The 19006-nt window shown below is 60.9% G+C and carries 21 protein-coding genes; 4 read left to right on the forward strand and 17 right to left on the reverse strand.

The genetic code is table 11. The annotated features are described in order from the left end of the window. Positions 1 to 3 precede the first annotated feature (3 nt). From ACR0KL_RS02570 to ACR0KL_RS02640, 15 genes are all read right to left on the reverse strand, one after another. On the reverse strand, positions 4 to 3945 hold the full coding sequence (locus ACR0KL_RS02570) for a baseplate multidomain protein megatron (RefSeq protein ID WP_480776611.1): 3942 nt from the start codon (positions 3943 to 3945) through the stop codon (positions 4 to 6). Further along, entirely contained in the window at positions 3945 to 4391 is a 447-nt protein-coding gene (locus ACR0KL_RS02575) for an NlpC/P60 family protein (protein WP_170676423.1), read from the reverse strand. The genes ACR0KL_RS02570 and ACR0KL_RS02575 overlap by 1 nt, the downstream gene beginning before the upstream one ends. Further along, positions 4388 to 5275, reverse strand: a complete 888-nt coding sequence (locus ACR0KL_RS02580; RefSeq protein ID WP_480776612.1) for a DUF2163 domain-containing protein — start codon at positions 5273 to 5275, stop codon at positions 4388 to 4390. The genes ACR0KL_RS02575 and ACR0KL_RS02580 overlap by 4 nt, the downstream gene beginning before the upstream one ends. After that, positions 5275 to 5907 (reverse strand): DUF2460 domain-containing protein, encoded by a 633-nt coding sequence (locus tag ACR0KL_RS02585; RefSeq protein ID WP_170676427.1) that lies wholly within the window; start codon positions 5905 to 5907, stop codon positions 5275 to 5277. Before ACR0KL_RS02585 ends, ACR0KL_RS02580 begins: the two co-directional genes overlap by 1 nt. 12 nt (positions 5908 to 5919) lie before the next feature. After that, on the reverse strand, positions 5920 to 6582 hold the full coding sequence (locus ACR0KL_RS02590) for a phage tail tape measure protein (RefSeq protein WP_170676429.1): 663 nt from the start codon (positions 6580 to 6582) through the stop codon (positions 5920 to 5922). Then, complete coding sequence (locus ACR0KL_RS02595) at positions 6569 to 6778, reverse strand: rcc01693 family protein (protein WP_170482874.1); 210 nt, start codon at positions 6776 to 6778, stop codon at positions 6569 to 6571. The genes ACR0KL_RS02590 and ACR0KL_RS02595 overlap by 14 nt, the downstream gene beginning before the upstream one ends. Continuing rightward, a complete protein-coding gene (locus ACR0KL_RS02600; protein ID WP_170458820.1) occupies positions 6775 to 7092 on the reverse strand; it encodes a gene transfer agent family protein in 318 nt (105 codons plus the stop codon). The genes ACR0KL_RS02595 and ACR0KL_RS02600 overlap by 4 nt, the downstream gene beginning before the upstream one ends. Beyond that, positions 7092 to 7505 carry a phage major tail protein, TP901-1 family gene (locus ACR0KL_RS02605; RefSeq protein WP_170374021.1) on the reverse strand — a complete coding sequence of 138 codons (414 nt, stop codon included), beginning with the start codon at positions 7503 to 7505 and terminating at the stop codon, positions 7092 to 7094. Before ACR0KL_RS02605 ends, ACR0KL_RS02600 begins: the two co-directional genes overlap by 1 nt. A gap of 20 nt (positions 7506 to 7525) precedes the next feature. Next, positions 7526 to 7939 carry a DUF3168 domain-containing protein gene (locus ACR0KL_RS02610; protein ID WP_170458824.1) on the reverse strand — a complete coding sequence of 138 codons (414 nt, stop codon included), beginning with the start codon at positions 7937 to 7939 and terminating at the stop codon, positions 7526 to 7528. Next, complete coding sequence (locus ACR0KL_RS02615) at positions 7936 to 8274, reverse strand: phage head closure protein (RefSeq protein WP_170639586.1); 339 nt, start codon at positions 8272 to 8274, stop codon at positions 7936 to 7938. Before ACR0KL_RS02615 ends, ACR0KL_RS02610 begins: the two co-directional genes overlap by 4 nt. Beyond that, positions 8271 to 8870, reverse strand: coding sequence for a head-tail connector protein (locus tag ACR0KL_RS02620; protein WP_170676432.1), 600 nt, complete (start codon positions 8868 to 8870; stop codon positions 8271 to 8273). Before ACR0KL_RS02620 ends, ACR0KL_RS02615 begins: the two co-directional genes overlap by 4 nt. A 170-nt stretch (positions 8871 to 9040) precedes the next feature. Further along, positions 9041 to 10219 (reverse strand): phage major capsid protein, encoded by a 1179-nt coding sequence (locus ACR0KL_RS02625; protein WP_170676434.1) that lies wholly within the window; start codon positions 10217 to 10219, stop codon positions 9041 to 9043. Between the two features lie 33 nt (positions 10220 to 10252). After that, a complete protein-coding gene (locus ACR0KL_RS02630) occupies positions 10253 to 10798 on the reverse strand; it encodes an HK97 family phage prohead protease (protein WP_480554474.1) in 546 nt (181 codons plus the stop codon). Positions 10799 to 10824: 26 nt separating this feature from the next. Continuing rightward, positions 10825 to 11043, reverse strand: coding sequence for a GTA head formation protein, RCAP_rcc01685 family (locus tag ACR0KL_RS02635; RefSeq protein WP_170676437.1), 219 nt, complete (start codon positions 11041 to 11043; stop codon positions 10825 to 10827). Further along, the gene (locus ACR0KL_RS02640) at positions 11036 to 12184 is read right to left on the reverse strand and encodes a phage portal protein (RefSeq protein ID WP_170676439.1); all 1149 of its coding nucleotides are present in this window, start codon (positions 12182 to 12184) and stop codon (positions 11036 to 11038) included. The genes ACR0KL_RS02635 and ACR0KL_RS02640 overlap by 8 nt, the downstream gene beginning before the upstream one ends. Positions 12185 to 12423: 239 nt before the next feature. Between ACR0KL_RS02640 and ACR0KL_RS02645 the strand changes: the two genes are divergently transcribed. Further along, the gene (locus ACR0KL_RS02645; protein WP_480776613.1) at positions 12424 to 13272 is read left to right on the forward strand and encodes an SDR family NAD(P)-dependent oxidoreductase; all 849 of its coding nucleotides are present in this window, start codon (positions 12424 to 12426) and stop codon (positions 13270 to 13272) included. Between the two features lie 261 nt (positions 13273 to 13533). Continuing rightward, the gene (locus tag ACR0KL_RS02650; RefSeq protein WP_170640794.1) at positions 13534 to 13788 is read left to right on the forward strand and encodes a hypothetical protein; all 255 of its coding nucleotides are present in this window, start codon (positions 13534 to 13536) and stop codon (positions 13786 to 13788) included. A 72-nt stretch (positions 13789 to 13860) separates the two neighbouring features. Here the strand turns inward: ACR0KL_RS02650 and ACR0KL_RS02655 are convergent, their stop codons facing one another. Next, positions 13861 to 15162 carry a DNA-packaging protein gene (locus ACR0KL_RS02655; protein WP_480554476.1) on the reverse strand — a complete coding sequence of 434 codons (1302 nt, stop codon included), beginning with the start codon at positions 15160 to 15162 and terminating at the stop codon, positions 13861 to 13863. After that, complete coding sequence (locus ACR0KL_RS02660; protein ID WP_170466153.1) at positions 15140 to 15484, reverse strand: hypothetical protein; 345 nt, start codon at positions 15482 to 15484, stop codon at positions 15140 to 15142. Before ACR0KL_RS02660 ends, ACR0KL_RS02655 begins: the two co-directional genes overlap by 23 nt. 414 nt (positions 15485 to 15898) lie before the next feature. On the opposite strand from ACR0KL_RS02660, the gene ACR0KL_RS02665 reads away from it, so the two are divergent. Then, positions 15899 to 17404, forward strand: a complete 1506-nt coding sequence (locus ACR0KL_RS02665; protein WP_170676443.1) for a peroxidase family protein — start codon at positions 15899 to 15901, stop codon at positions 17402 to 17404. Between the two features lie 319 nt (positions 17405 to 17723). After that, positions 17724 to 18980, forward strand: a complete 1257-nt coding sequence (locus tag ACR0KL_RS02670) for a DEAD/DEAH box helicase (RefSeq protein WP_170676445.1) — start codon at positions 17724 to 17726, stop codon at positions 18978 to 18980. The last annotated feature ends 26 nt before the right edge of the window (positions 18981 to 19006 follow it).

A 19006-nucleotide genomic window follows, 5' to 3' on the forward strand; every position in this document is an offset into this window, starting at 1 on the left:
GTCTTACGCGACTTGAATGCGAGCCGCCGGACCAGCGCCGTATGTGGCTGAGATTTGCGCGATCTCGACCTCATATCCACCTGTCAGGCCATCGGCGGACTTCACGGCTGCGGTATAGGCCCAGCGTGGTTCGGCCACGATCTGTTCGCGGACTAAGGCACCGTTGGCCCGGACACGTATGAGGTAGGACTCGTTTTCCTCACCTAACGGTACATCCAACCCCGCCCAGTCATCCCCTGCGATCCGCGTGCGCCTGATCCAACTGAACGTGTCCGCGTCCGGCAGGGTCTGCACAGACACATGCACCGGCGCATAGGGGCGTAGGCCGTTCCCGTCAAAGGCCTCGACCATATACTCGTAGGATGGGTCGTCATACCCGCGCGAGGCCGGGCCGATCCGAAAATGCCGGGCCACGCGCCGCTCGCTTGGCAACAGGCTGGTCTGCGCCACACGCTCATCCAGCAGGACGAAGTTTGATCCTTCGGGCCAGACGTCTAGCATCAGGGCATCCGTTCCTAGCTGACCGCGTAGACGTCCGGACAACGCATAGACCCCCGGCTCTTGCAGGGCGGCGTCAGAGAACTGGAACACCTCCCAATTGCCCGGTGTTCCGTCACCGATGGCCGCCAAATTGGCCCCATTCAGCAAGGATGTGCGCGGACGGGACTCCAGAATGCCGTCAATCAGCTTGACCCGCAGAGGCGCGCCCTCATCCCAGGTCCCGGCTGAGGCGCGATGCAGCGGCGTTTCCGTAAAGCCCATCACCGCCTGGTCCAAAATGACGTCGCGCAGCGCATAGTCCTCATCCCTGGCCGAGGCATGAACGGCGACGCTACCGGGCCAAGGATCGGCCGAGACAGCGAGATACGGCGCGTGCGGAGCCTCTGTCCCCGTCAACAGCGGCAGGTCCATGAACACCGGCACGACGGGCACAGGGGCGACGAAGGGCCGGATCGCTACTGGATCGTCCTGCAAGCCGTTGGCCGTGTAGACACCGCGTTCGATCCGCACGGCCTCGGCCAATTGCAGATCCGCTTTTTCCAACCGGTCGATACGGTAGAGCGCACTGCCGTCTTGTTCAGACAGGCGAACCACATCTCCGGCCCCCAGATGCAACAGGGAGGGAGGCAGGGCAAACCGGGCGGTGTCGCGGGACACGCGCGCCTCGCTGAGCCAGCGCTCGGCGGTCTGGCGACCCTCGGCACGGGTCATGGACAGGGGCATCTCATTGACCGCAACCGCATGGGTCTGCGCGTCCGGCAGAACGGCCTCTTCCGCGACCAGATCGTGATCGGCATCCGATTGAACAAAGCGCAGGCGAACACGTCCAGTCATCTCGGCCTCGGCCTCGCGGCGGTATTCGACGGTGCCGTCGAGATCGGAGCTGACAGCCAGATGATCCGGGTCCAGCGCCACAGCACCAAAGCCATCACGTGTCTGGAACCGCAGGACACCGTCCCTTTCAATCGCGTCAAACCCATAGCGCAGCATTAACGGTTGCAACGCCGAACGCGCGTCCGAGATATCCTCGACCGCATAGCCCCGGACCACGCCATAGAGCTGCGAGACGTCAATATCCGTGACCCCTGCCCCATGGCAGATTTCGGTCACCACTGAAGCCAAAGTACGCGCGCCAGATCGACCGTTCAGCCAATGCCCTCGGGCGTAGTTTTCGCCATCGTCCCATTGGCTTCGCAGGTTTGGAAAGGTGGGATAAGGCCGCGCGTCCCAGGCCCAGACATAGGCGTTGGAGAGGTCCAGCATCGGGCCGTCATAGATCTCGGATACCGGGTTGTTCTGCGGCTCGGACCAATAGCCCAGCGTTGCCGTCAGATATTGCACCTGAATGAAGTCATCCCTGAGGCCGTTGGAATGCGGCGGCAGGCTCGATTCCGAGGATTTGGGGTCGAGAAACTTGTTCGGCTGGTTGGTACCTTTATCCACGGCAGCACAGCCCAGTTCCGTGAACCAGATCGGCTTGGACCCTGGCACCCAGTCCGTCGGGTCGTTCTGCCGGAGGCCACCAATCCGTTCGTGGTGCCAGTTCGACCACCAGTTGCGCAGATCCTTGTAGCGCCAGATCCACGGCTCATAATGGGTGCTGTCTTCGATCGGAGTGCGAATCTGCGCCTCGGCCTCCTCGGGTGAGGCATAGTACCAGTCATAGCCTTCGCCGCCTTCGACATTGGCGCGCAGGTAGTCCAGATTGTAGATCGACCCGGCATCGGCGTCCTGATGATCTTCACCATCGCGCCAATCGGACAGAGGCATGTAGTTATCGATACCAACGAAATCGATATTGTCATCCGCCCAAAGGGGGTCGAGGTGAAAGAACCTGTCTCCTGTCCCCGAGGGCTGATAGCCGAAATATTCGCTCCAATCCGCAGCGTAGCCGATTTTGGTATCCGGGCCGAGAATTTGGCGCACATCCGCAGCCAGCTGGCGCAGCTGCTCGACGGCAGGAAAGCCGTTTTCTCCGCGAATTTGCGTCAGCCCCCGCATTTCGGAACTGATGCAGAAGGAACTAACACCGCCTGCGATCTGACAGAGGGTGGCATAGTGCAGGATAAAGCGCCGCAGCCCCCATTCCTGCGGGCCGGAATAGGTCACCTGCCCCGCGCTGATGCCAAAGTCGCTGACCTGAGCCACCCCGAAAAACGCGGCCACTTGCGCATCGGCGTCGGCTGTCTGGTCCGGCGACCCGGCGCGCCCCGGAGCCACGTCCAGCGTGATCCGTCCGCGCCAGGGCAGATGCGGCTGCTCGCCATCCGACCAGGGGTCTGGCAAGCCGTTCTGCTGCAACTGATCCATCAGGATGAACGGGTAGAACATCACATCTTTACCGCCGTCCTTAAGATGCTGGATCGCCTGCACAACCGCGCCATCCGCCGGAGTGCCACCGTAAACGGGCCGGTCATCCTGATGCTGGACCACCTCGGCCGTATGGCGCCGAAGGCCCGACACGACCCACGGCATATTCACACCATCTATGTCATCGCGCACCACCTTGGGCGTGATCTGACAGTCTCCGCAGCGCAGGTCATTTCCGAACCACGACACAATCAGGGAGGCCGCCTCGCAGCCCGGCAGCTCACGCGCCAGCGCTTTGGTCGAGGTGACCAGATCCGCCTCGCCCGAGGCCGAGTTGACATTGGCCGCCCAACTGCGCCCGCGCCCTTGGGAATAGTTCACCTGAGTGCTGGCCAATGCATATTCGCCAGTGCCCGGCATCAGGGCCACGCCCTTGACGATTTGGCCCAGCGCGGACACGCGATCCGGCATTTCGGGCTGTGTCGGACGCACCACTTCGAACGAGAACTGAGGCACCCGGTTGCCAAAAGACGCCAGCTGGAAGTCCTCAATCACCACATAAGCCGTACCGCGATAGGCCGGGACATTGCCGGTGCCCTCGACAGCCTCGATCAGGGGATCGGGGAGTTGATCCTGTGTCCCGTGATAGACACGGATGTTCAGGCTCGCGCGCTCTTGCTCCTCACCATCGGCCCAAACGCGCGTGACATCGGCGATCTCACCTGCGCCAACCGCAATCGCCAGAGAGATCGAGTAGCTGTAGGTGGTTGTCGTCACTTTGGGCGGTTTCGGCGAACCCTTGCCGCCCCCGCCCGAGGATTGCGTGCTAGTGGTCCGGGTCTCCAGAAAGTCCGAGGCCCAGATCACCTGACCACCCACGCGCATACGGCCAAAGACCGTGGCCACGGGGGCGCCCTCGGCCGTTTCGGTCAGGCGGAAACGGTCCATGCGGCCGGTCTCGACCACTTCGCTGCCGCTGCCCATGACCGATTGGCTCATCATGCGTTGGTCGATCACGCGGCCCAGCGTGGCCCCGACCGCCCGACCGACAATGGCAGTGGACAAACCGGCCACCGTGCCGCCGATTGAGCCGCCCAGTGCAGCCCCGGCTGCGGAAAGAAGAATAGTAGCCATCAGCGACCCTCCAACGGGAATTCAAAACAGGCGACCACCCGGCGGCGCCAGGGGTCGCTCAGGGCGTTTTCGACGACGCCATGTCCGGAATAGGCATGGATGAAACGCGGCACCTCGCCGATGCTGCTGACAATGCCCAGATGTTTTGCAACGCCGCTGTCCCGCATCCGGAACAGCAGCACATCTCCGGCGGCCATTTCAGCTGAGGGTTTTTCGCTCAGGTGTCTGCGCGCAGCTGCCCACATGCGTTCTTCACCCTGCGGTTCGGACCAGTCCATGCTGTAGACGGGAACCGCCTCGGGTTCGCGCCCGATCACCTCGCGCCACACGCCGCGCAGCAGGCCCAGACAATCCGTCCCCGCCCCGCGAACCGAGGCCTGATGCACATAAGGCGTGCCCAGCCACGCGCGTGCGGTGTCCACGATCTCTTGCTTGCTTTTCGTCATCGTCTGCTACCGCCTGTATTCGCGTTGCCTTTCTTGGGCACCGCCATCACCCAGTCTTCACCCGGAAGATCAGGAAAGCCCTGAAAGTTCAGAAAATTGTTGAATTTCAACCGGCAGGTCTCCATCCGCTTGTCGCAACCAGCGATCAGGCGCACCTGGTCCCCAACGGCCAATCCACCACCGATGCTGGCCCACAGGGTGATCTCGCGCCCGTCTTCCGTCCGGCGGTCCTGCTTGATCGACCCCCATAGCCCATTTGCCGAGCCCGAGGTCACATCCAACCGCCCCCGTTCGAACCAGGCCTCGTCCGAGGAGGCTCCACCAAGCAGCCGAAGCGACGTGCCTCCGTCAAAACCGGAGACCTCAGCCTCGACCTGATAACCGGGCAGGCTTACGGCAAATCGGCACGCGGCATCCCCCAAAACGGCTGTGCAGGGCTTTTGATAGATCCGCCCCAGCGGGCGGTTCAGCAGATCGGTCAGTCCGCGCAGTTCTGCATGAAAAGCTCCACTTGCCCGGCGCAACTCGCCAATCGAGCCGCGAAACTGCAACACACGCTGCTCGGGCGCGGCCCAATTGACCAGCCAGGCGCGCACTTCGGCCCCGTCAAAGCGACCGGCCTCAATATCATCCTCACGGACCGAGGCATCGGACAGCGCGCCCATCGCCTCGGAATTGTCGATCGACAGCCCGGTGGCCTGTTCGATGGCGGCTGCGGTCAGGCCAGTGCTGGCCCGAAAGGCCAGCCCGTCGAACCGCAGCTCCATATCGTGATCGGTGAAGCCAAAGACCTGACCGTCCTTGCGGGTGATCGCCCAGCATCGGCAGACCGTGGTCAGACCGCTTTGCAGATGGGCTTGAAGTGCCTGAGTATCCCCGCTCATCAGACGCGCACCTCGACCACAGGGACATTCGGCACATCCCCGGCCTGAAAGCTGGCCACGCTGGTCTGGATCTTGTCGGTGTCGAAACGCACCGGCACGTCAAACTCGAACCCCGCCGTGATCTCGACTTGCTCGGGCGGAGGGGCGACGAATGTGACCACCCCACGGGCCAGATCGACCTCATAGTCGACGCCTTCGCGCATGGCGTCCTGATCAAGGCCCAGACGCACCGTACCAAGGACAGGCTTGGTGATCGGTCGCACATAGCTGACCCCGCCCGAGCTATAGGTCTTCACCAGTTGAAACTCGGTGCGTTCTCCGTCGCCGCGCGCTATGACCTGATCGCCGTGTTCGACGTCAGCCGTGGCCGAGCCGGACTTGTAGTCCGACCAGTCCTTCCAGCGGAATCCGAACATCTGGCCCTGACGCGCCTCGAAGAATGAGATCATCGTTTCGATGTCATCCAACGACCGCATCCCCAGCCCGGCATCATAGCGCCTGCGCGAATGCGCCCAGGGCGTGTTGCGTTCTTCAAACCCGTTGGCCAGCGTTACGATATCCGTGCGCCGTTCCGGACCGCCAACCGAGCCAAAGCTTAAGCTCGCGGGAAATCTCACCTCGTGGAAATTCATCTTCTGCTCCCCTTATCTGTTGCGATTGCCACGACCCAAGGCGCGGCTCATCTGCGTCGCGATCTGGCCTTGCGACCGGCGGAACCCCTGCACGTCGGGCGTGGAGATATTCATCACCACGTTCACGGCACGCCCGCCGCCCTGCGTCCGAACGCCCAGCTTTCCGTCCGCGCCGCGCGCCAGAGGCATGATCGCCTCAGGCCCAGCCTCACCCATCAGCCCAGTGCCGCCCCGCATCGGGAACATCGTCGGGCTAGTGACCACGCCGCCATTGGCAAAAGGCATCACCCGGCCCTGGCTAAAGCTGCCTCCATCCGCAAAAGGCAATATGCCCTGCACCAGACTGCCAACCCCATTGGCCAGCATGCCGCCGAAATGATCCGTCACCGGCTTGATCGCCGCCGAATAGGCCGTACGGATCATCGAGTTCTTCAGCACATCCAGCGCATCCGACAGGTTCATCCCGTCCAACACCACGCCGTCAAATGCCTTGCGCAAACCGCCGGACAGGCCCCGTTCCAGAGTCGCAACGTCCTTCCCAGTCTCTTCAAAGGCGGCCCTGACCCGCTGCAAGTGACCATCAAACGCCGCCGCCATACTCGCCGCGTCACCCAGCGCATCGCCCAGCGACTCGCCCCGCTCCTGCAGGTCGTCAAAACCCTCACGATCCGTCATCACGCTCTCCTTGTTCCTTGTCCGGATAGGCCGCCAGCAAAGCGTCGAGGCCCTTCCGGTTCATCGCAGGCATCGCCGCGCCCTGCCCCAGCATCAGCCGCAACTCAGCCGGGGTCAGACGCCAGAATTGATCCGGCGTCAGCCGCAGGCCGAGGATCCCGGCCCGCATCAGCGCGGGCCAGTCGAACCCGCTCACTGCTCCGGCACCATGAAGGCGCGGGCCAGCAATTCGGCCGCCGCTTTGGCACCCGCCATCGGTCCACCAGCGATTTCGGCATGCAGCAGGTCATCGCGTGTGACCGGCGCGCCGCCGCCGCGTAGACCTGCGACCAACAGCGCCAGCACGTCGCCGCTGGAATACGCACCGCCTTCGAACCGCTGCACCAATTCGACCAGAGATCCGGCCCCCAGTTGCTGTTCCAATTCCGCCAAGGCACCCAATGTAAGCTTGAGCACCCGCTGCTCCCCATCGATGGTCAAAGCCACCTCGCCCGTCCACGGATTGGCCATCAGAGCGCCGTGAAGCTCAGCGCACCGGCGCTTGCCATGCTCATCTCATAGGTCGCCTCACCGTTATGCGAGCCCGCATATTCGATGCTGCTGACCTGAAACGGCCCTTCGACAATGCCGAAATCGGGGATGATCACCTGAAAACCGGGCGTCTCGCCGTCAAAGAACAGCTGACGCGCCCGTTCATCCGTGCCTTCATCCTTGAACACGCCCGAGCCTGAGATCGAGGCCGACTTGACCCCCGCCCCCGACAGCAGCTCGCGCCACCCGCCCTGACTTTCCAGGCTGGTGACATCGACGCTTTCCGCGTTGAAACTGATCCGCGTGGCGCGCAGGCCCGCGATGGTTTCGAACAGGCCCGTGCCGTTCATATCCACTTTGACCAACAGGTCTTTTCCGTTCTGGGCAGCCATGTGCTCTCTCCGTTGATTGCTTAGTCGTCTTCCACGCGGGCGCGGAATCTCAGGTCGATCTGGCGGATCGCGCCGCCAGTTCCAGTGCGTCGAGCGCTGGCCCGCTCGAACCACAAGCCCACCAGATGACCCCGGTCCAAACTCAGCGCCGCGCCTTCAAGCGCGTCACACACCGCGCCGGCCAGCGTCTTGGCGGCACCAAAGCCTGCCGCCTCGGACACCACCGAGACCGTGAAACGATGCACAGCCCCTGCGTTTGCGCGGTCCGAGGCCTCTCGCACCTCTTCCGGGCCCAAAGTCACGTAGGTTTGCGGCATGGTCCCGGCAGGCACCGCGTCATAGATCGCCCCGCCCGACAACGTGCTTACCTGCGCGTCGCCTGAAAGCTGTTGAAACACCGCCGCCTGCAAAGCGGCTGATACGCCGTAACTCATGCCGCCACCTCTTCATCTGCAAAACAGGTCAGGTACTGGCCCCGCGGATCCCGCTCGGCGACCGCGCGGATCACGAACCGCCGGGCACCTTCGCGGAACCGCTGGTCCGGAGCGGGCCGCATGCTCGACCCTTCAGGCGCGCCACGCACAACGATCCGGTAGCCAACGCGCGAGACCGAAGCCCCGCCGACCGCGCGTTCCGATCCGCTGCGCGCCGTCACCTCGGCCCAAAGCGAGCCCAGCGCAGCCCATGTCTCAGTATACCCCCCCGCGCCATCGGCACTCCGGACCGGAGCCTCCAGCACCAGCTTGCGGTTCAGTCGCGGCGCGCTCATTGCGTCACCCCGGCGCCAAAGCGCACCGTGCGATAGCGCTGGACCAGGCTGGTCACGCCAAAAGGCATGCAGCCCGCGCCCAGTGCCGTCTCATCACGATATTCATAGTAATGCGCCGCCAGCAGCAGCACTGCCTGACCCAGATCAGCGGGCAGCCCGCCCCAATCCGCAGCCATCCCGGCCGTGAAGACGATCTTCACCGATCCACCAGTCTGAATCGACGGCAAACAAGATCCCGCCGGACGCAACCGAGGGCCTTGACCATAACGTTCCAACCGGTAAGCAGCCGCTTCCATAACGGTCTCGACCCCCGCCGCATCCGTCAGCGTCACCGCACTGATCACCCCGACCGGAGCCACCGGCAGCACTTCGCCCGCCCCATCACGCCAGCCATTCAGGCCCCACGAAAAATCACGCTCGATCAGCACCTTGCCAGTGCGCGCCTCAATCGCCGCAATGGCCGCACGTAAAAAGCTTTTCAGCACCTCGTCCTGCACATTGTCTTCTGCAAAACCAGTGCCCAGCCTCAGATGCGCCTTGAACTGATCCACCGGCAGCGCCGCATCCGCGATGGCGGTTTCTTCGATCAACATCATCCATTCACTCCGCAATCTCGGACCCCTCCGGGGCCTCTCTCATGAAAATGACGGGCACGCGCCGCCCCACGTTGCTCGGACGGAGGGGAGCAGCTAGACAACGCGGGGGATCTCACCCCGGCCCGCGCCCGCCGTCCGAGGGGCCGATAGCCCCCCGGATCCGTCACCGCTTAGGCAGTGCCGAATTTCAGCAGCTTGATTGCAGCAAAGTCGCTCACGTCGCCGCCCACGCGCTTGGTCGCGTAGAACAGGACATGCGGTTTGGCGCTGAACGGATCGCGCAGCACACGCAGATCGGGACGTTCCGCAATGGTGTAGCCCGACTGGAAGTCGCCAAAGGCAATCGAATAGCTGTCGGTTGCCGCATCCGGCATATCCTCGGCGATCAGCACCGGATACCCCATCAGACGCGCGGGCTCACCGGCGGCCAGACCATCGGACCACAGGAAGCGGCCATCGCTGTCCTTGAGTTTGCGGATCATACCGGCGGTTTTCGAGTTCATCACGAAGGTGCCGTTCACGCGGTACTGCGCACCCAGCGCATATACCACATCCACGATCGCATCCGCATCGACTCCACCCGCGGTGCCGGTCGCAACGTAGCCCAGATTGCCCCAGGCCCAGACATCATTATCGACCGCCGGGTGGTCCAGAATACCCTTGGGCTTGTCCGCCCCGTCACCACCGATAAACGCGGCAGCCTCGGCGCGGGCGAATTTGTCGGCGATACGCCCGGCCAGCCAGCCCTCGACATCAAACGCGCTGTCATCCAGCAAGCGCTGCGAGGCTTTGGGCAGCGCGCTCAGCTCGTGCAGCGGAATGGAAATGCGATCAATCGACGGGGTGCCGGTTTCTGCCGTAGCCGCGTTTTCACCCGCCCAGCCCGCGCCAACATCGGTATGGTCGATCAGCACATCAAACGAGTTCGCCTCGACATTCACCACCGACGCAATCGAACGGATGGAGGCGGTCGAATTCAGAACCGACTTGATCGTCTCGGCGGTCTGCGGATCAACCAGATAGCCGCCATCGCTGTTCACCGCGCTCGACAGAGATTTCGACTCCATTTCAAGCCCGCGCAGTCCATCATCCTCGCCCGAACGCACATAGGCGTCGAAGGCCTTTTGATGTGGTGCGCCGTCCTGGATCGAGGCCGAAAGATGCGGGCGCGCCGCGATGGTTGATTTACGATCCAGCATGGTCAGTCGCTCTTCTGTCTGTTGCAGTTGTGTTTTAACTTTGGCCTTGAGGTCCTTGAATTCATTAACGAAGCCAGCCATCGCCTGCTTCACCTCCTGAACCAGGGGCGCACCCTCTCCGGTCAAGGCCGGGGTTTCGGTCTTGCTCATCAGCACTTCCTTTTTGGGTAGGATTGAGGCGCGCTAGGTCCGCGCCAGCTCCTGCCGAGCGTCGTCGAACGCCTCGGCAATACTGCGCCAGGTGTTCTCGGCCTCAGGGTCCACGCCCTTCGCCACCACCCGCGCACTGGACAGCATCGGGAAGGTCACCAAAGACACTTCCCAAAGCTCCAGTTCAGTCAGGACCCGCTGGCCCTTGTCGTTCTTCACGGCCCGCTTGGTGCGATAGCCGATCGACAGGCCATCCATCGCGCCCGCCCGGATCAGTTCCGCCGCCTCACGGCCCTTTTGCGTAGCCTCCAGCAGACGCCCTTTGACCCAAAGGCCCCGGTCGTCCTCGCGGACCTCGTCCCAGACACCGATGGGCTGCGCTGGATCGTGCTGCCACAGCATCTTGACCCGCTGCCCAGCCTTTGCCAGCCCGTCAAGCGAGCCGCGATACGCCCCGCGCTGCACCACATCGCTGCCCTGATCGACCTGTCCGAACAGGCTGGCATAGCCTTCGATCACGGCGTCATCGGTGACGGACAACCCGTCTCCGAACCGGGCAAATTTACGCTCTAAATCCATGAACTTCTCCATGTAAACTACTGAATTCAAGGCGTTACAACCAAGATGGATTGAAACGCCTGCGCCAGGATCACCGCGACCACGCCATAGACCGTCAGCCACAACCGGCGCTCCAGCCGCTCCATCATCTCTTCGATCTGATCCAGCCGCCTGCATAGATGCGCGTGCTGGATCTCGACCACCCGCTCATGCGCGGCCAGACGCAGGCCCGGCGCGCATTCGAACGGAGGATACCCTTCAGACATCGGCACGCTCTGGCAACCCTAACAACGCGCGTTTCTCGGCATCCGTGAGGAAATCAGCCCCGTTGACCCGCGCCCATTGCGCATCGCGTTCCGCCGACAGCGCGGGCACTTGATCCAGATCGGGTTTCAGCATCAGATCCTCGCCGGTAAAGCCAACCAGCCACTCCGACACCGCCGCCGCCACCCGCGCCACCAGGGGCAGCACGGTCAGGCGATAGAACGCCCGGTTGGCCTCCTGATAGTTCGAATAGGTCGCGTCGCCTTGTATCCCCAGCAGCATCGGTGGGACCCCAAAGGCCAGCGCGATTTCGCGGGCGGCGGCTTCCTTGGTTTTTTGAAACTCCATATCGGACGGAGAGAACCCCATCGGCTTCCAATCCAGTCCCCCTTCCAGAACCATCGGACGGCCCGCATTCCGCGCCCCGCGATAGTTCTGCTCGATCTCATCGCTCAGACGCCGGAACTGATCCTCCGCCATCACCCCATGGCCATCGCCTTTCCACACCAGCGCCCCCGAAGGCCGCGCCGCATTGTCGAGCAGCGATTTCGACCAGCGCGACGCGCTGTTATGCACATCAATCGCCATCGCCGCAGCCTGCATCGGCGAGAATCCATAGTGATCATCCTGCGGATGGAACGACTTGATATGGCAGATGTTTTCTGCTGCAAACCGGTGCTTCTTGCCACCCACCGCATAGTCATACGCCTTGGGCCACCCATCCGCGCCCGGCACGACGCTCATGCGATCCGAGCGCAAAACATGCAGCTCAACCGGCAAACTTTCATCAGTCTGGACAGCCTCCACATAGGCATTACCCGACAGCAGCAACTGCCCAAACAGTGCCTCCATCAATTCTGCCCGCCCCTGCGCCGCATTCGGACGCCGCATGAGGGACAGGATCGGATGCACGTCATAGCGCTGCGTCTGATCCTGCAACACCAAAGGCAGGGCCGCCGCCGCCTCGGCTATTAGCTTGACCGAGCGGAACCCCACCGGGTTCCCCGAAAATCCCGTCCGCGTCAGCGACACCGCATCCCGAGGGCTCCACGCCACGCGCCCGCCCGTCTGCCAAGCCACCACGGGGCCAGCCGCGCTCGCCTTCGCCTCGGGCGCTCCACGACGCAAGAAATCGAATACCATCTGTGCTCCTTTCTGCCGCCGTTGTGTCCGGCTTGTTGAAAGGAGTTATGACGGAAAGAAGTTTAAAGCTTGGGAATGGAGCGCGCGGAGGGAGAGCAACACAAGCACCCAAAATCATCTGTGGCCTGAGTAGTAGACAGAATTGGTGACGAGCCTGATACTCTATTGAGGCAACCTTTGTTACTTTTGGATGACCATTTCAAATTTGCGCAGCTTTATGGATCGGGAAGGAAAGCAAAATGTTCAACGACGCAGTGAATCATGGTGGCGTTGCGGTTGTTACCGGGGCGGCAAGTGGGGTCGGGCGTGCTGCGGCACTACGGTTTGCGCAGGCGGGTTTGGGCGTCGTTCTAGCAGACCTAGCCGGAGCACAACTTGACGCAGCTGTTCAAGAAGCACGCCAATTGGCGTCCGCTGACGCACCTATTGAAGGCATACCGACTGATGTGACATCAGATGAAGAGGTAAACAGACTTGCCGATCGCGCATTTGAGATAGGTCCAATTGCTGCTTTAATGAACAACGCGGGGATAAGTCTGCCGACAACCGCTTGGTCAGAAATGAAAAACTGGCAACGGCTTTTGCAGGTGAATTTTTTCGGCGTTCTACGAGGCGTGCAGGCCTTTATGCCTCGCATGATCGAAGCTAACCGCCCTGCTGTAGTCATAAATACCGGCTCGAAACAGGGTATTACAACACCACCGGGCAACCCCGGCTATAATGTCACCAAGGCCGCGGTCAAAGTGCTAAGCGAACAATTGGCTCATGAGTTGCGTGAAGCCGGAGCACCAATTTCTGTTCACTTGTTTGTGCCAGGTTTTACATACACTGGTATGATTGCGTCTTTCCTCCCGGAAAAACCGCCCGCGGCGTGGACCAGTGAACAAACGGTTGATCACTTGTTCAATCGAATGGCCAATGGTGATTTTTATATCCTTTGCCCGGACAACGATGTCGACGAGACACGCGACCGACGTCGAGCACAATGGGCTATTCAAGACATTACCGAAAACCGCCCTCCACTCTCTCGCTGGCACCCCGATTACGCAGAAGCATTTGCTAAATTCGAGAAAACTGGTGAGCAATAACTAAAGGCACCACGCCCAAGGCCGCCGATACGCCCCCGCGGGCCCCACCATCAACTCGTGCAGCGCCCTGTCCGGCGCGTCGAGCCGGTCGTGTGAGCCCTGCCCTGAATCCAAAATGGCCAATTGTAAGAATTGGCCGCTCGTTGAAGTTTGAGCCAAATTCCTTTTCAGTCGCAGCCAAAGTCTTTTGAATTCATGCCAGAGATGTTGTTTGCGTCTCACTTGCCCCCCACGTGCGCTTCGAGTGCAAGAGGCAACACAATGAATGAAAATGACCCTATCCCGTCCATCTACTACGATGCGCACGATATCTGGACAAACGAACCTACCGCTGCTGACAAACACGTCTACGAGGCGTTTGCGTCAAGTGTAGTCAATCTTGTGCAGGTGCTTGATGACTACAAAACAATGATGTCACCGGATGTCTATGCAAGGCTGTTTTCTTCGCTGTTGGCGTTGTCCCGATTGCTCGGTGAATATGAGGATAGTTGGAGCCAAGGGAAGCCGATGTCCTGAACCTGAGTGCTTCCAACAAGGGATCAGTCCGCTATGCAAAATGTGATTGATGGCAAGCAAACTTCTTAGAGTTCACAAACTCCGCACCCTTGGACGCCGATACACTCCCGCCGGTCTCACAACCAACTCATGCAGCGCCCAGACCAAAGCGTCGACGCGGTCGGGTGAGCCCTGCCCCTCGAACCCGCGCGCGGTCATCTGGCACATCTGCTCTTCCAGCGCGTCCAGCCCGGCCACATGGCTCACCCGCCCTTGCTCGTACAGAGCCGCCACAGGCTCGGCCCGCGCGACCTTGCCGCGAGAGGCTCGCACAGCGCGGAACGGGACCAAAGGGTCCACCTGCCGCACCACCTCATCCACCAGCTGCCCGCCCTGGTTGACCTCGGCCACCAACCGCTCAGCCCCGAATTCATCCATCGCGTCAATCGCCGCCAGCGCCCAGCCCGCCGGGCCGACGCCCTGCACAGTGCGGTCGGCCAGCACATAGGCGCGCCACTCCTCGGGCGGCCCTTGTAGCTGCGCGCCCACGACCACGATCCCGCAGGCATCCGCATTCGAGCCTGCTGTCACCGCCGGGTCAAGTGCAACGACCACCCGGTCCAACTCGGGCAGATGCGCGCAACGCGCCGTCTCCAGCATCGAGCCCGTCCAAAGCGCCCCCTCGGCATCCGACAGCAGCACCCCATCCAACTCCTGACGCCCCAGCCGTGTGCCCGTGTAGCGCGCGCGCACCTCCTCGAGGAAGGACGCGGCCAGATTGGCGCGGTTCGCCTCGGTCGGCGCGTGGGTTTGAACGGTGGAGGGCGACGCCAGCAACTCTTTCAGAACCTTCACATTGCGCGGCGTGGTCGTCACACAAACCCGAGGCTGATCCCCCAAACGCAAAGCAAATTGCAGCATATCCCAGGTCTCACCGGCCTTCTTCCATTTGGCCAACTCATCCACCCAGGCGGCATCGAACTGAGGGCCGCGCAACCCCTCGGGATCATACGCCGAAAATGCCTGCGCCTCGGCCCCGTTGGGCCAGATCAACTTGCGCTCCGAAACCTTCCATGTGGGCCGTCGATCGGGCGGCGAACACTGCAAAATACCGCTATCGCCAAAAATCATCACATCACGCACCTGATCAAAGGTCTCACCCACCAGAGCCACACGAGACGCAGCGCCCTTGTCCAAAGGCTTGGACCCTTCGACCATCGACCGCACCCATTCGGACCCCGCTCGCGTCTTGCCAGCCCCGCGCCCGCCCATGATCACCCAGGACCGCCAGTCGCCATCGGGCGGAAGCTGATGCGGCAGCGCCCAGAACTCGAAAAGAAAAGGGAGGGCACAAAGCCCCCCCTTCCCGATCTCACTCAGAAATCTGTCCTGCACCGCAACAGGTGCGGAGGCGAGCCAGCCTGCACCCGACCTCAAACCGAGCCCGGTCAAGGTCGAGTGCGTATCCCCCTTGGGCAATTCCGGCTTGTCTGTGATGTTGTTCGACAAAGCTTGTCTCCACTTTCTGGCAACTGCGGATCAGCCCCTCTAGCTGGCCGAGTTGTTTGCCTGTTCCGGCAAGGTCTGCATCCTCCCCGGCTCCGATCTGCTGGCGCAGTTCTTCCGCTGCATGGCGCAGATCGCGAATGGACCTCTCGAGCGACTGCAACAAGTCAGCCGTCTGGGAAATCCGCTCTTCCGGGGTAATCAAAGTCATGTTTGCCTGTGACCTCATGCGTGAGTTTTCTCCGCACGAGAGAAACGAAAAAACGGCCGCCGGGTTGCCCCGGGGCCGTTGCCCACTTCTTCTAGCATGGCACAACTTATACGAGAATAAGTGCGCAGTGTCAAGTTGGGGCGCAACGGGTCGCAACACCTAAGCCGTTCTTTTTATTAAACTTTTCACAACCCTCCGCGAGCGTTGTCCTGCACGAACCACCTTTTCGAAAGAAAATACCCCCAAATACAGCCTGCATACCCAGATTAAACACAGACTTATTCCTCAATTTCGTTTCCGATTTTGAGAAAAAGAAGGATTTATATCCTCTTTTGTGCTATTTTGACCATTATGCTCATCATTTTGTGAGCATGATTCAACCTAGAACGAAGTTGTTTATTTTTTGGAGTAGTTATGTCACGCCAACCCCATGGGCTTAGCCGATATGAAACGCTGGTAAAAGAATGCGCGGATACCCCACGCCCACCGCTGCCGGATACGTTTGGACGAATTGGGCATCGCAACCCTCTCTCAGGTATCGCCCCAGGCGGTGAGCCCTTTGATACCGCTGATGTCCTCGCCGCGTTTGATGCAGCGGTCGACTCAATGAAAGATACCAATGACCCACAGGGGCATGACGTCGCCGCCGGCATGACTTTCTTCGGTCAATTCGTTGACCACGATGTAACGCTGGACGCGACCTCAGCCATTGGGACAGTTATTGATCCAGCCACCATTCGCAATATCCGCACCCCGACACTGGACCTCGATTGCGTTTACGGTGATGGCCCCGAAGCATCGCCGCACCTTTATCACCCGCACCATCACGGTTTCCTTCTTTTTGGCAACGCTGACAATCATCTCGATCTTGCCCGAACCAAGCAAGGTACAGCGCTGATTGGCGATCCTCGTAACGACGAAAACCAAATCGTTTCGCAATTGCAGGGCGCTTTTATCTGCTTACACAACATCGTCATGACAGCCTTGGAGGCAGACAGTGGCATGGCGCGCAAAGCCTTGTCCGGCATCTCAGCGGCAGCCATGCATACCTTCAAGAAAAGCGAGGAGCCTTTCCAGGTTGCACGCCGTATTTGTCGGCTGCACTATCAATATCTCGTAGCCCATGATTTGCTTCAGGCATTCGTCGACGCCCACACTCTAAAACATGTGCGCGATCATCTCGAAGGCGGGACACTTCCAAAGCCTTTCAAAGATGACTCTCCGGTTATGCCGATAGAATTCTCCGGCGCTGCTTACCGCTTCGGACACGCAACAGTGCAATCCAAATACCAACTCAATCATGACAATCTGGATTTCGACCTGTTCCAGTTAGGACGGCCCGAGTTCTCCTTCCGGCCGTCAGACCTGAACATTCATTTCGAGAAATTGTTCGACTATCCCGGTCAAACTGCAGGCAAGCGTGCGCGTCCCATTGGGCGCAAAATGGCGCAATCCATTTTCGCGCTCCCCTTCATCAGCGGCACGGCCGATATCGGCGGCGCCACAATGACCGAGGATCAGAACCGCAAACTTCCTTTGCGCAACCTGCTGCGCGACCGCCTCACGTTGGAGCTTGCCTCAGGTCAACAAATGGCGCGTAAGATGCATGTGCCCGAACTTGCGGCTCCGCCTGAGCTGTCAGACCACGGCGTCACTAAAACACCGCTGTGGTATTACTGTCTGCAAGAGGCCGAAGGCAATGGCGGTCGACTTGGGCCGGTGGGCGGCACGATCGTCGCGACGGTGTTGCTGCGGCTTCTGTATCTTGACCCGGAAAGCCTTGTCTGCTCGACCCATGACTTTAAGCCGTGGAAAGAACTTGGCGCAGATGACGACGGAACGTATTCGATGGGGCATATGCTGAAATTCGTTGAAGCCAATCGCGATAGCATCGCCCATGCGGGGGATCTTCGCACCTAAACTTGCCCTGCCCTGATCCGATAAGCCGGATCAGGGTTTTCCCAAGACCAAGGAGCTATCACTGACAAGCCTTGACAATTCAGTTGCCACGCATCATGTGCCTCTGACCAGCGCTGACGCGTGAGCCTCGGCGGGCACCATCTGCCCCACAGCGCCACAGATTTTTCCAGTTCCCCATCACGCAGGGTTCTTAACGCGACGACCAGATAGAGCAGGATTCGCCTGCCTGTCCCGAGGTCCCGCTTGACCCTATCGGTCGCGAATGCGGCCCATCACGACTTGCCCGTTGGCGAATGCTGCGGGCGGCAAAGGATAAATATTGTTCGACTTCGATATGCTGGGCCTTGCACCAGCGCTCAACGATGCACTGAAAAGTGCGAATTTCTCACAGCCCACGCCGATCCAGAACCAGGCGATCCCGCTGGCTCTAAACGGGCATGATATTCTGGGGCTGGCGCAGACCGGTACCGGCAAAACGCTGGCCTTTGGCCTGCCTTTGATTGATCACCTGCTAAACCAACCCGGCAAACCTGCGCCCAAAACGGCCAAGGCTCTGATCCTCGCGCCCACGCGCGAGCTTGTGAACCAGATTGCCGACAGCCTGCGCGTTCTAACCGGCAAGACCAAATTGCGCGTGGCAACTGTTGTGGGTGGTCAGTCCATCAACAAACAGATCGCCTTTCTGGGCCGCGGCACAGATATTCTGGTGGCCACGCCGGGGCGTCTAATCGACCTGATGGAGCGGAAGGCCGTCGACCTTGGGTCGGTTCGCCACCTTGTTCTGGACGAAGCCGACCAGATGCTGGATCTTGGCTTCATCCACGCGTTGCGCAAAATCGCGCCTGCTCTGGGCACGCCGCGTCAGACCATGCTGTTCTCGGCCACGATGCCAAAGCAGATGGAAGAGATCAGCCGGGCTTACCTGACCAATCCGCAGCGGGTGCAAGTCTCGCCTCCAGGTAAAGCGGCGGACAAGATCACGCAATCGGTTCACTTCGTCACCAAACCCGAGAAACCTGGCAAACTGCGTGAGATCCTGTCGCAGGACACCGACGCCCTGACCCTTGTCTTCTCGCGCACCAAGCACGGGGCCGAGAAGCTGATGAAGGGGCTGGTTGCCGATGGCTACAACGCAGCCTCGATCCACGGCAACAAAAGCCAGGGACAGCGTGACCGCGCCATCAAGGCCTTCCGCGCCGGAGAGATCAACGTGCTGGTCGCAACCGATGTCGCCGCGCGCGGGATCGACATTCCCGGTGTGGCCTATGTGATCAACTACGACCTGCCCGAGGTGCCCGACAATTATGTCCACCGCATTGGCCGTACCGCCCGGGCCGGTCGCGAAGGCGAGGCGATTGCGTTCTGCTCGGCGGAAGAGGTCGATCTGCTGCGTCAAATCCAAAGGCTGATGAAGATCGACATCCCGGTTGCCAGCGGCACACAGCCCGAACCTGTTGAGGCGGAACGTAGCGGACGCCGCCAGAACAATCGGCGTTTCAAGCCGAGATCGGCGAACGGAAGTGCGAAGCCCGGGCAAAACAAGCGCCGGCGCCCCCGTCGCAAACCCGCGGCCTGATCAAAAAAACAGCGCCGAAAGCGGCG

The sequence above is a fragment of the Ruegeria sp. C8 genome (assembly GCF_056537565.1).

What these genes read in the sequence shown, in the direction of transcription:
- ACR0KL_RS02645 (WP_480776613.1), top strand. Translation starts at nt 12,424, where the DNA reads ATGTTCAACGACGCAGTGAATCATGGTGGCGTTGCGGTTGTTACCGGG.
- ACR0KL_RS02625 (WP_170676434.1), bottom strand. Translation starts at nt 10,219, where the DNA reads ATGAGCAAGACCGAAACCCCGGCCTTGACCGGAGAGGGTGCGCCCCTG.
- ACR0KL_RS02620 (WP_170676432.1), bottom strand. Translation starts at nt 8,870, where the DNA reads ATGATGTTGATCGAAGAAACCGCCATCGCGGATGCGGCGCTGCCGGTG.
- ACR0KL_RS02600 (WP_170458820.1), bottom strand. Translation starts at nt 7,092, where the DNA reads ATGGCCAATCCGTGGACGGGCGAGGTGGCTTTGACCATCGATGGGGAG.
- ACR0KL_RS02575 (WP_170676423.1), bottom strand. Translation starts at nt 4,391, where the DNA reads ATGACGAAAAGCAAGCAAGAGATCGTGGACACCGCACGCGCGTGGCTG.
- ACR0KL_RS02635 (WP_170676437.1), bottom strand. Translation starts at nt 11,043, where the DNA reads ATGTCTGAAGGGTATCCTCCGTTCGAATGCGCGCCGGGCCTGCGTCTG.
- ACR0KL_RS02640 (WP_170676439.1), bottom strand. Translation starts at nt 12,184, where the DNA reads ATGGTATTCGATTTCTTGCGTCGTGGAGCGCCCGAGGCGAAGGCGAGC.
- ACR0KL_RS02605 (WP_170374021.1), bottom strand. Translation starts at nt 7,505, where the DNA reads ATGGCTGCCCAGAACGGAAAAGACCTGTTGGTCAAAGTGGATATGAAC.
- ACR0KL_RS02580 (WP_480776612.1), bottom strand. Translation starts at nt 5,275, where the DNA reads ATGAGCGGGGATACTCAGGCACTTCAAGCCCATCTGCAAAGCGGTCTG.
- ACR0KL_RS02630 (WP_480554474.1), bottom strand. Translation starts at nt 10,798, where the DNA reads ATGGATTTAGAGCGTAAATTTGCCCGGTTCGGAGACGGGTTGTCCGTC.
- ACR0KL_RS02570 (WP_480776611.1), bottom strand. Translation starts at nt 3,945, where the DNA reads ATGGCTACTATTCTTCTTTCCGCAGCCGGGGCTGCACTGGGCGGCTCA.
- ACR0KL_RS02665 (WP_170676443.1), top strand. Translation starts at nt 15,899, where the DNA reads ATGTCACGCCAACCCCATGGGCTTAGCCGATATGAAACGCTGGTAAAA.
- ACR0KL_RS02610 (WP_170458824.1), bottom strand. Translation starts at nt 7,939, where the DNA reads ATGAGTTACGGCGTATCAGCCGCTTTGCAGGCGGCGGTGTTTCAACAG.
- ACR0KL_RS02590 (WP_170676429.1), bottom strand. Translation starts at nt 6,582, where the DNA reads ATGACGGATCGTGAGGGTTTTGACGACCTGCAGGAGCGGGGCGAGTCG.
- ACR0KL_RS02585 (WP_170676427.1), bottom strand. Translation starts at nt 5,907, where the DNA reads ATGAATTTCCACGAGGTGAGATTTCCCGCGAGCTTAAGCTTTGGCTCG.
- ACR0KL_RS02650 (WP_170640794.1), top strand. Translation starts at nt 13,534, where the DNA reads ATGAATGAAAATGACCCTATCCCGTCCATCTACTACGATGCGCACGAT.
- ACR0KL_RS02615 (WP_170639586.1), bottom strand. Translation starts at nt 8,274, where the DNA reads ATGAGCGCGCCGCGACTGAACCGCAAGCTGGTGCTGGAGGCTCCGGTC.
- ACR0KL_RS02660 (WP_170466153.1), bottom strand. Translation starts at nt 15,484, where the DNA reads ATGACTTTGATTACCCCGGAAGAGCGGATTTCCCAGACGGCTGACTTG.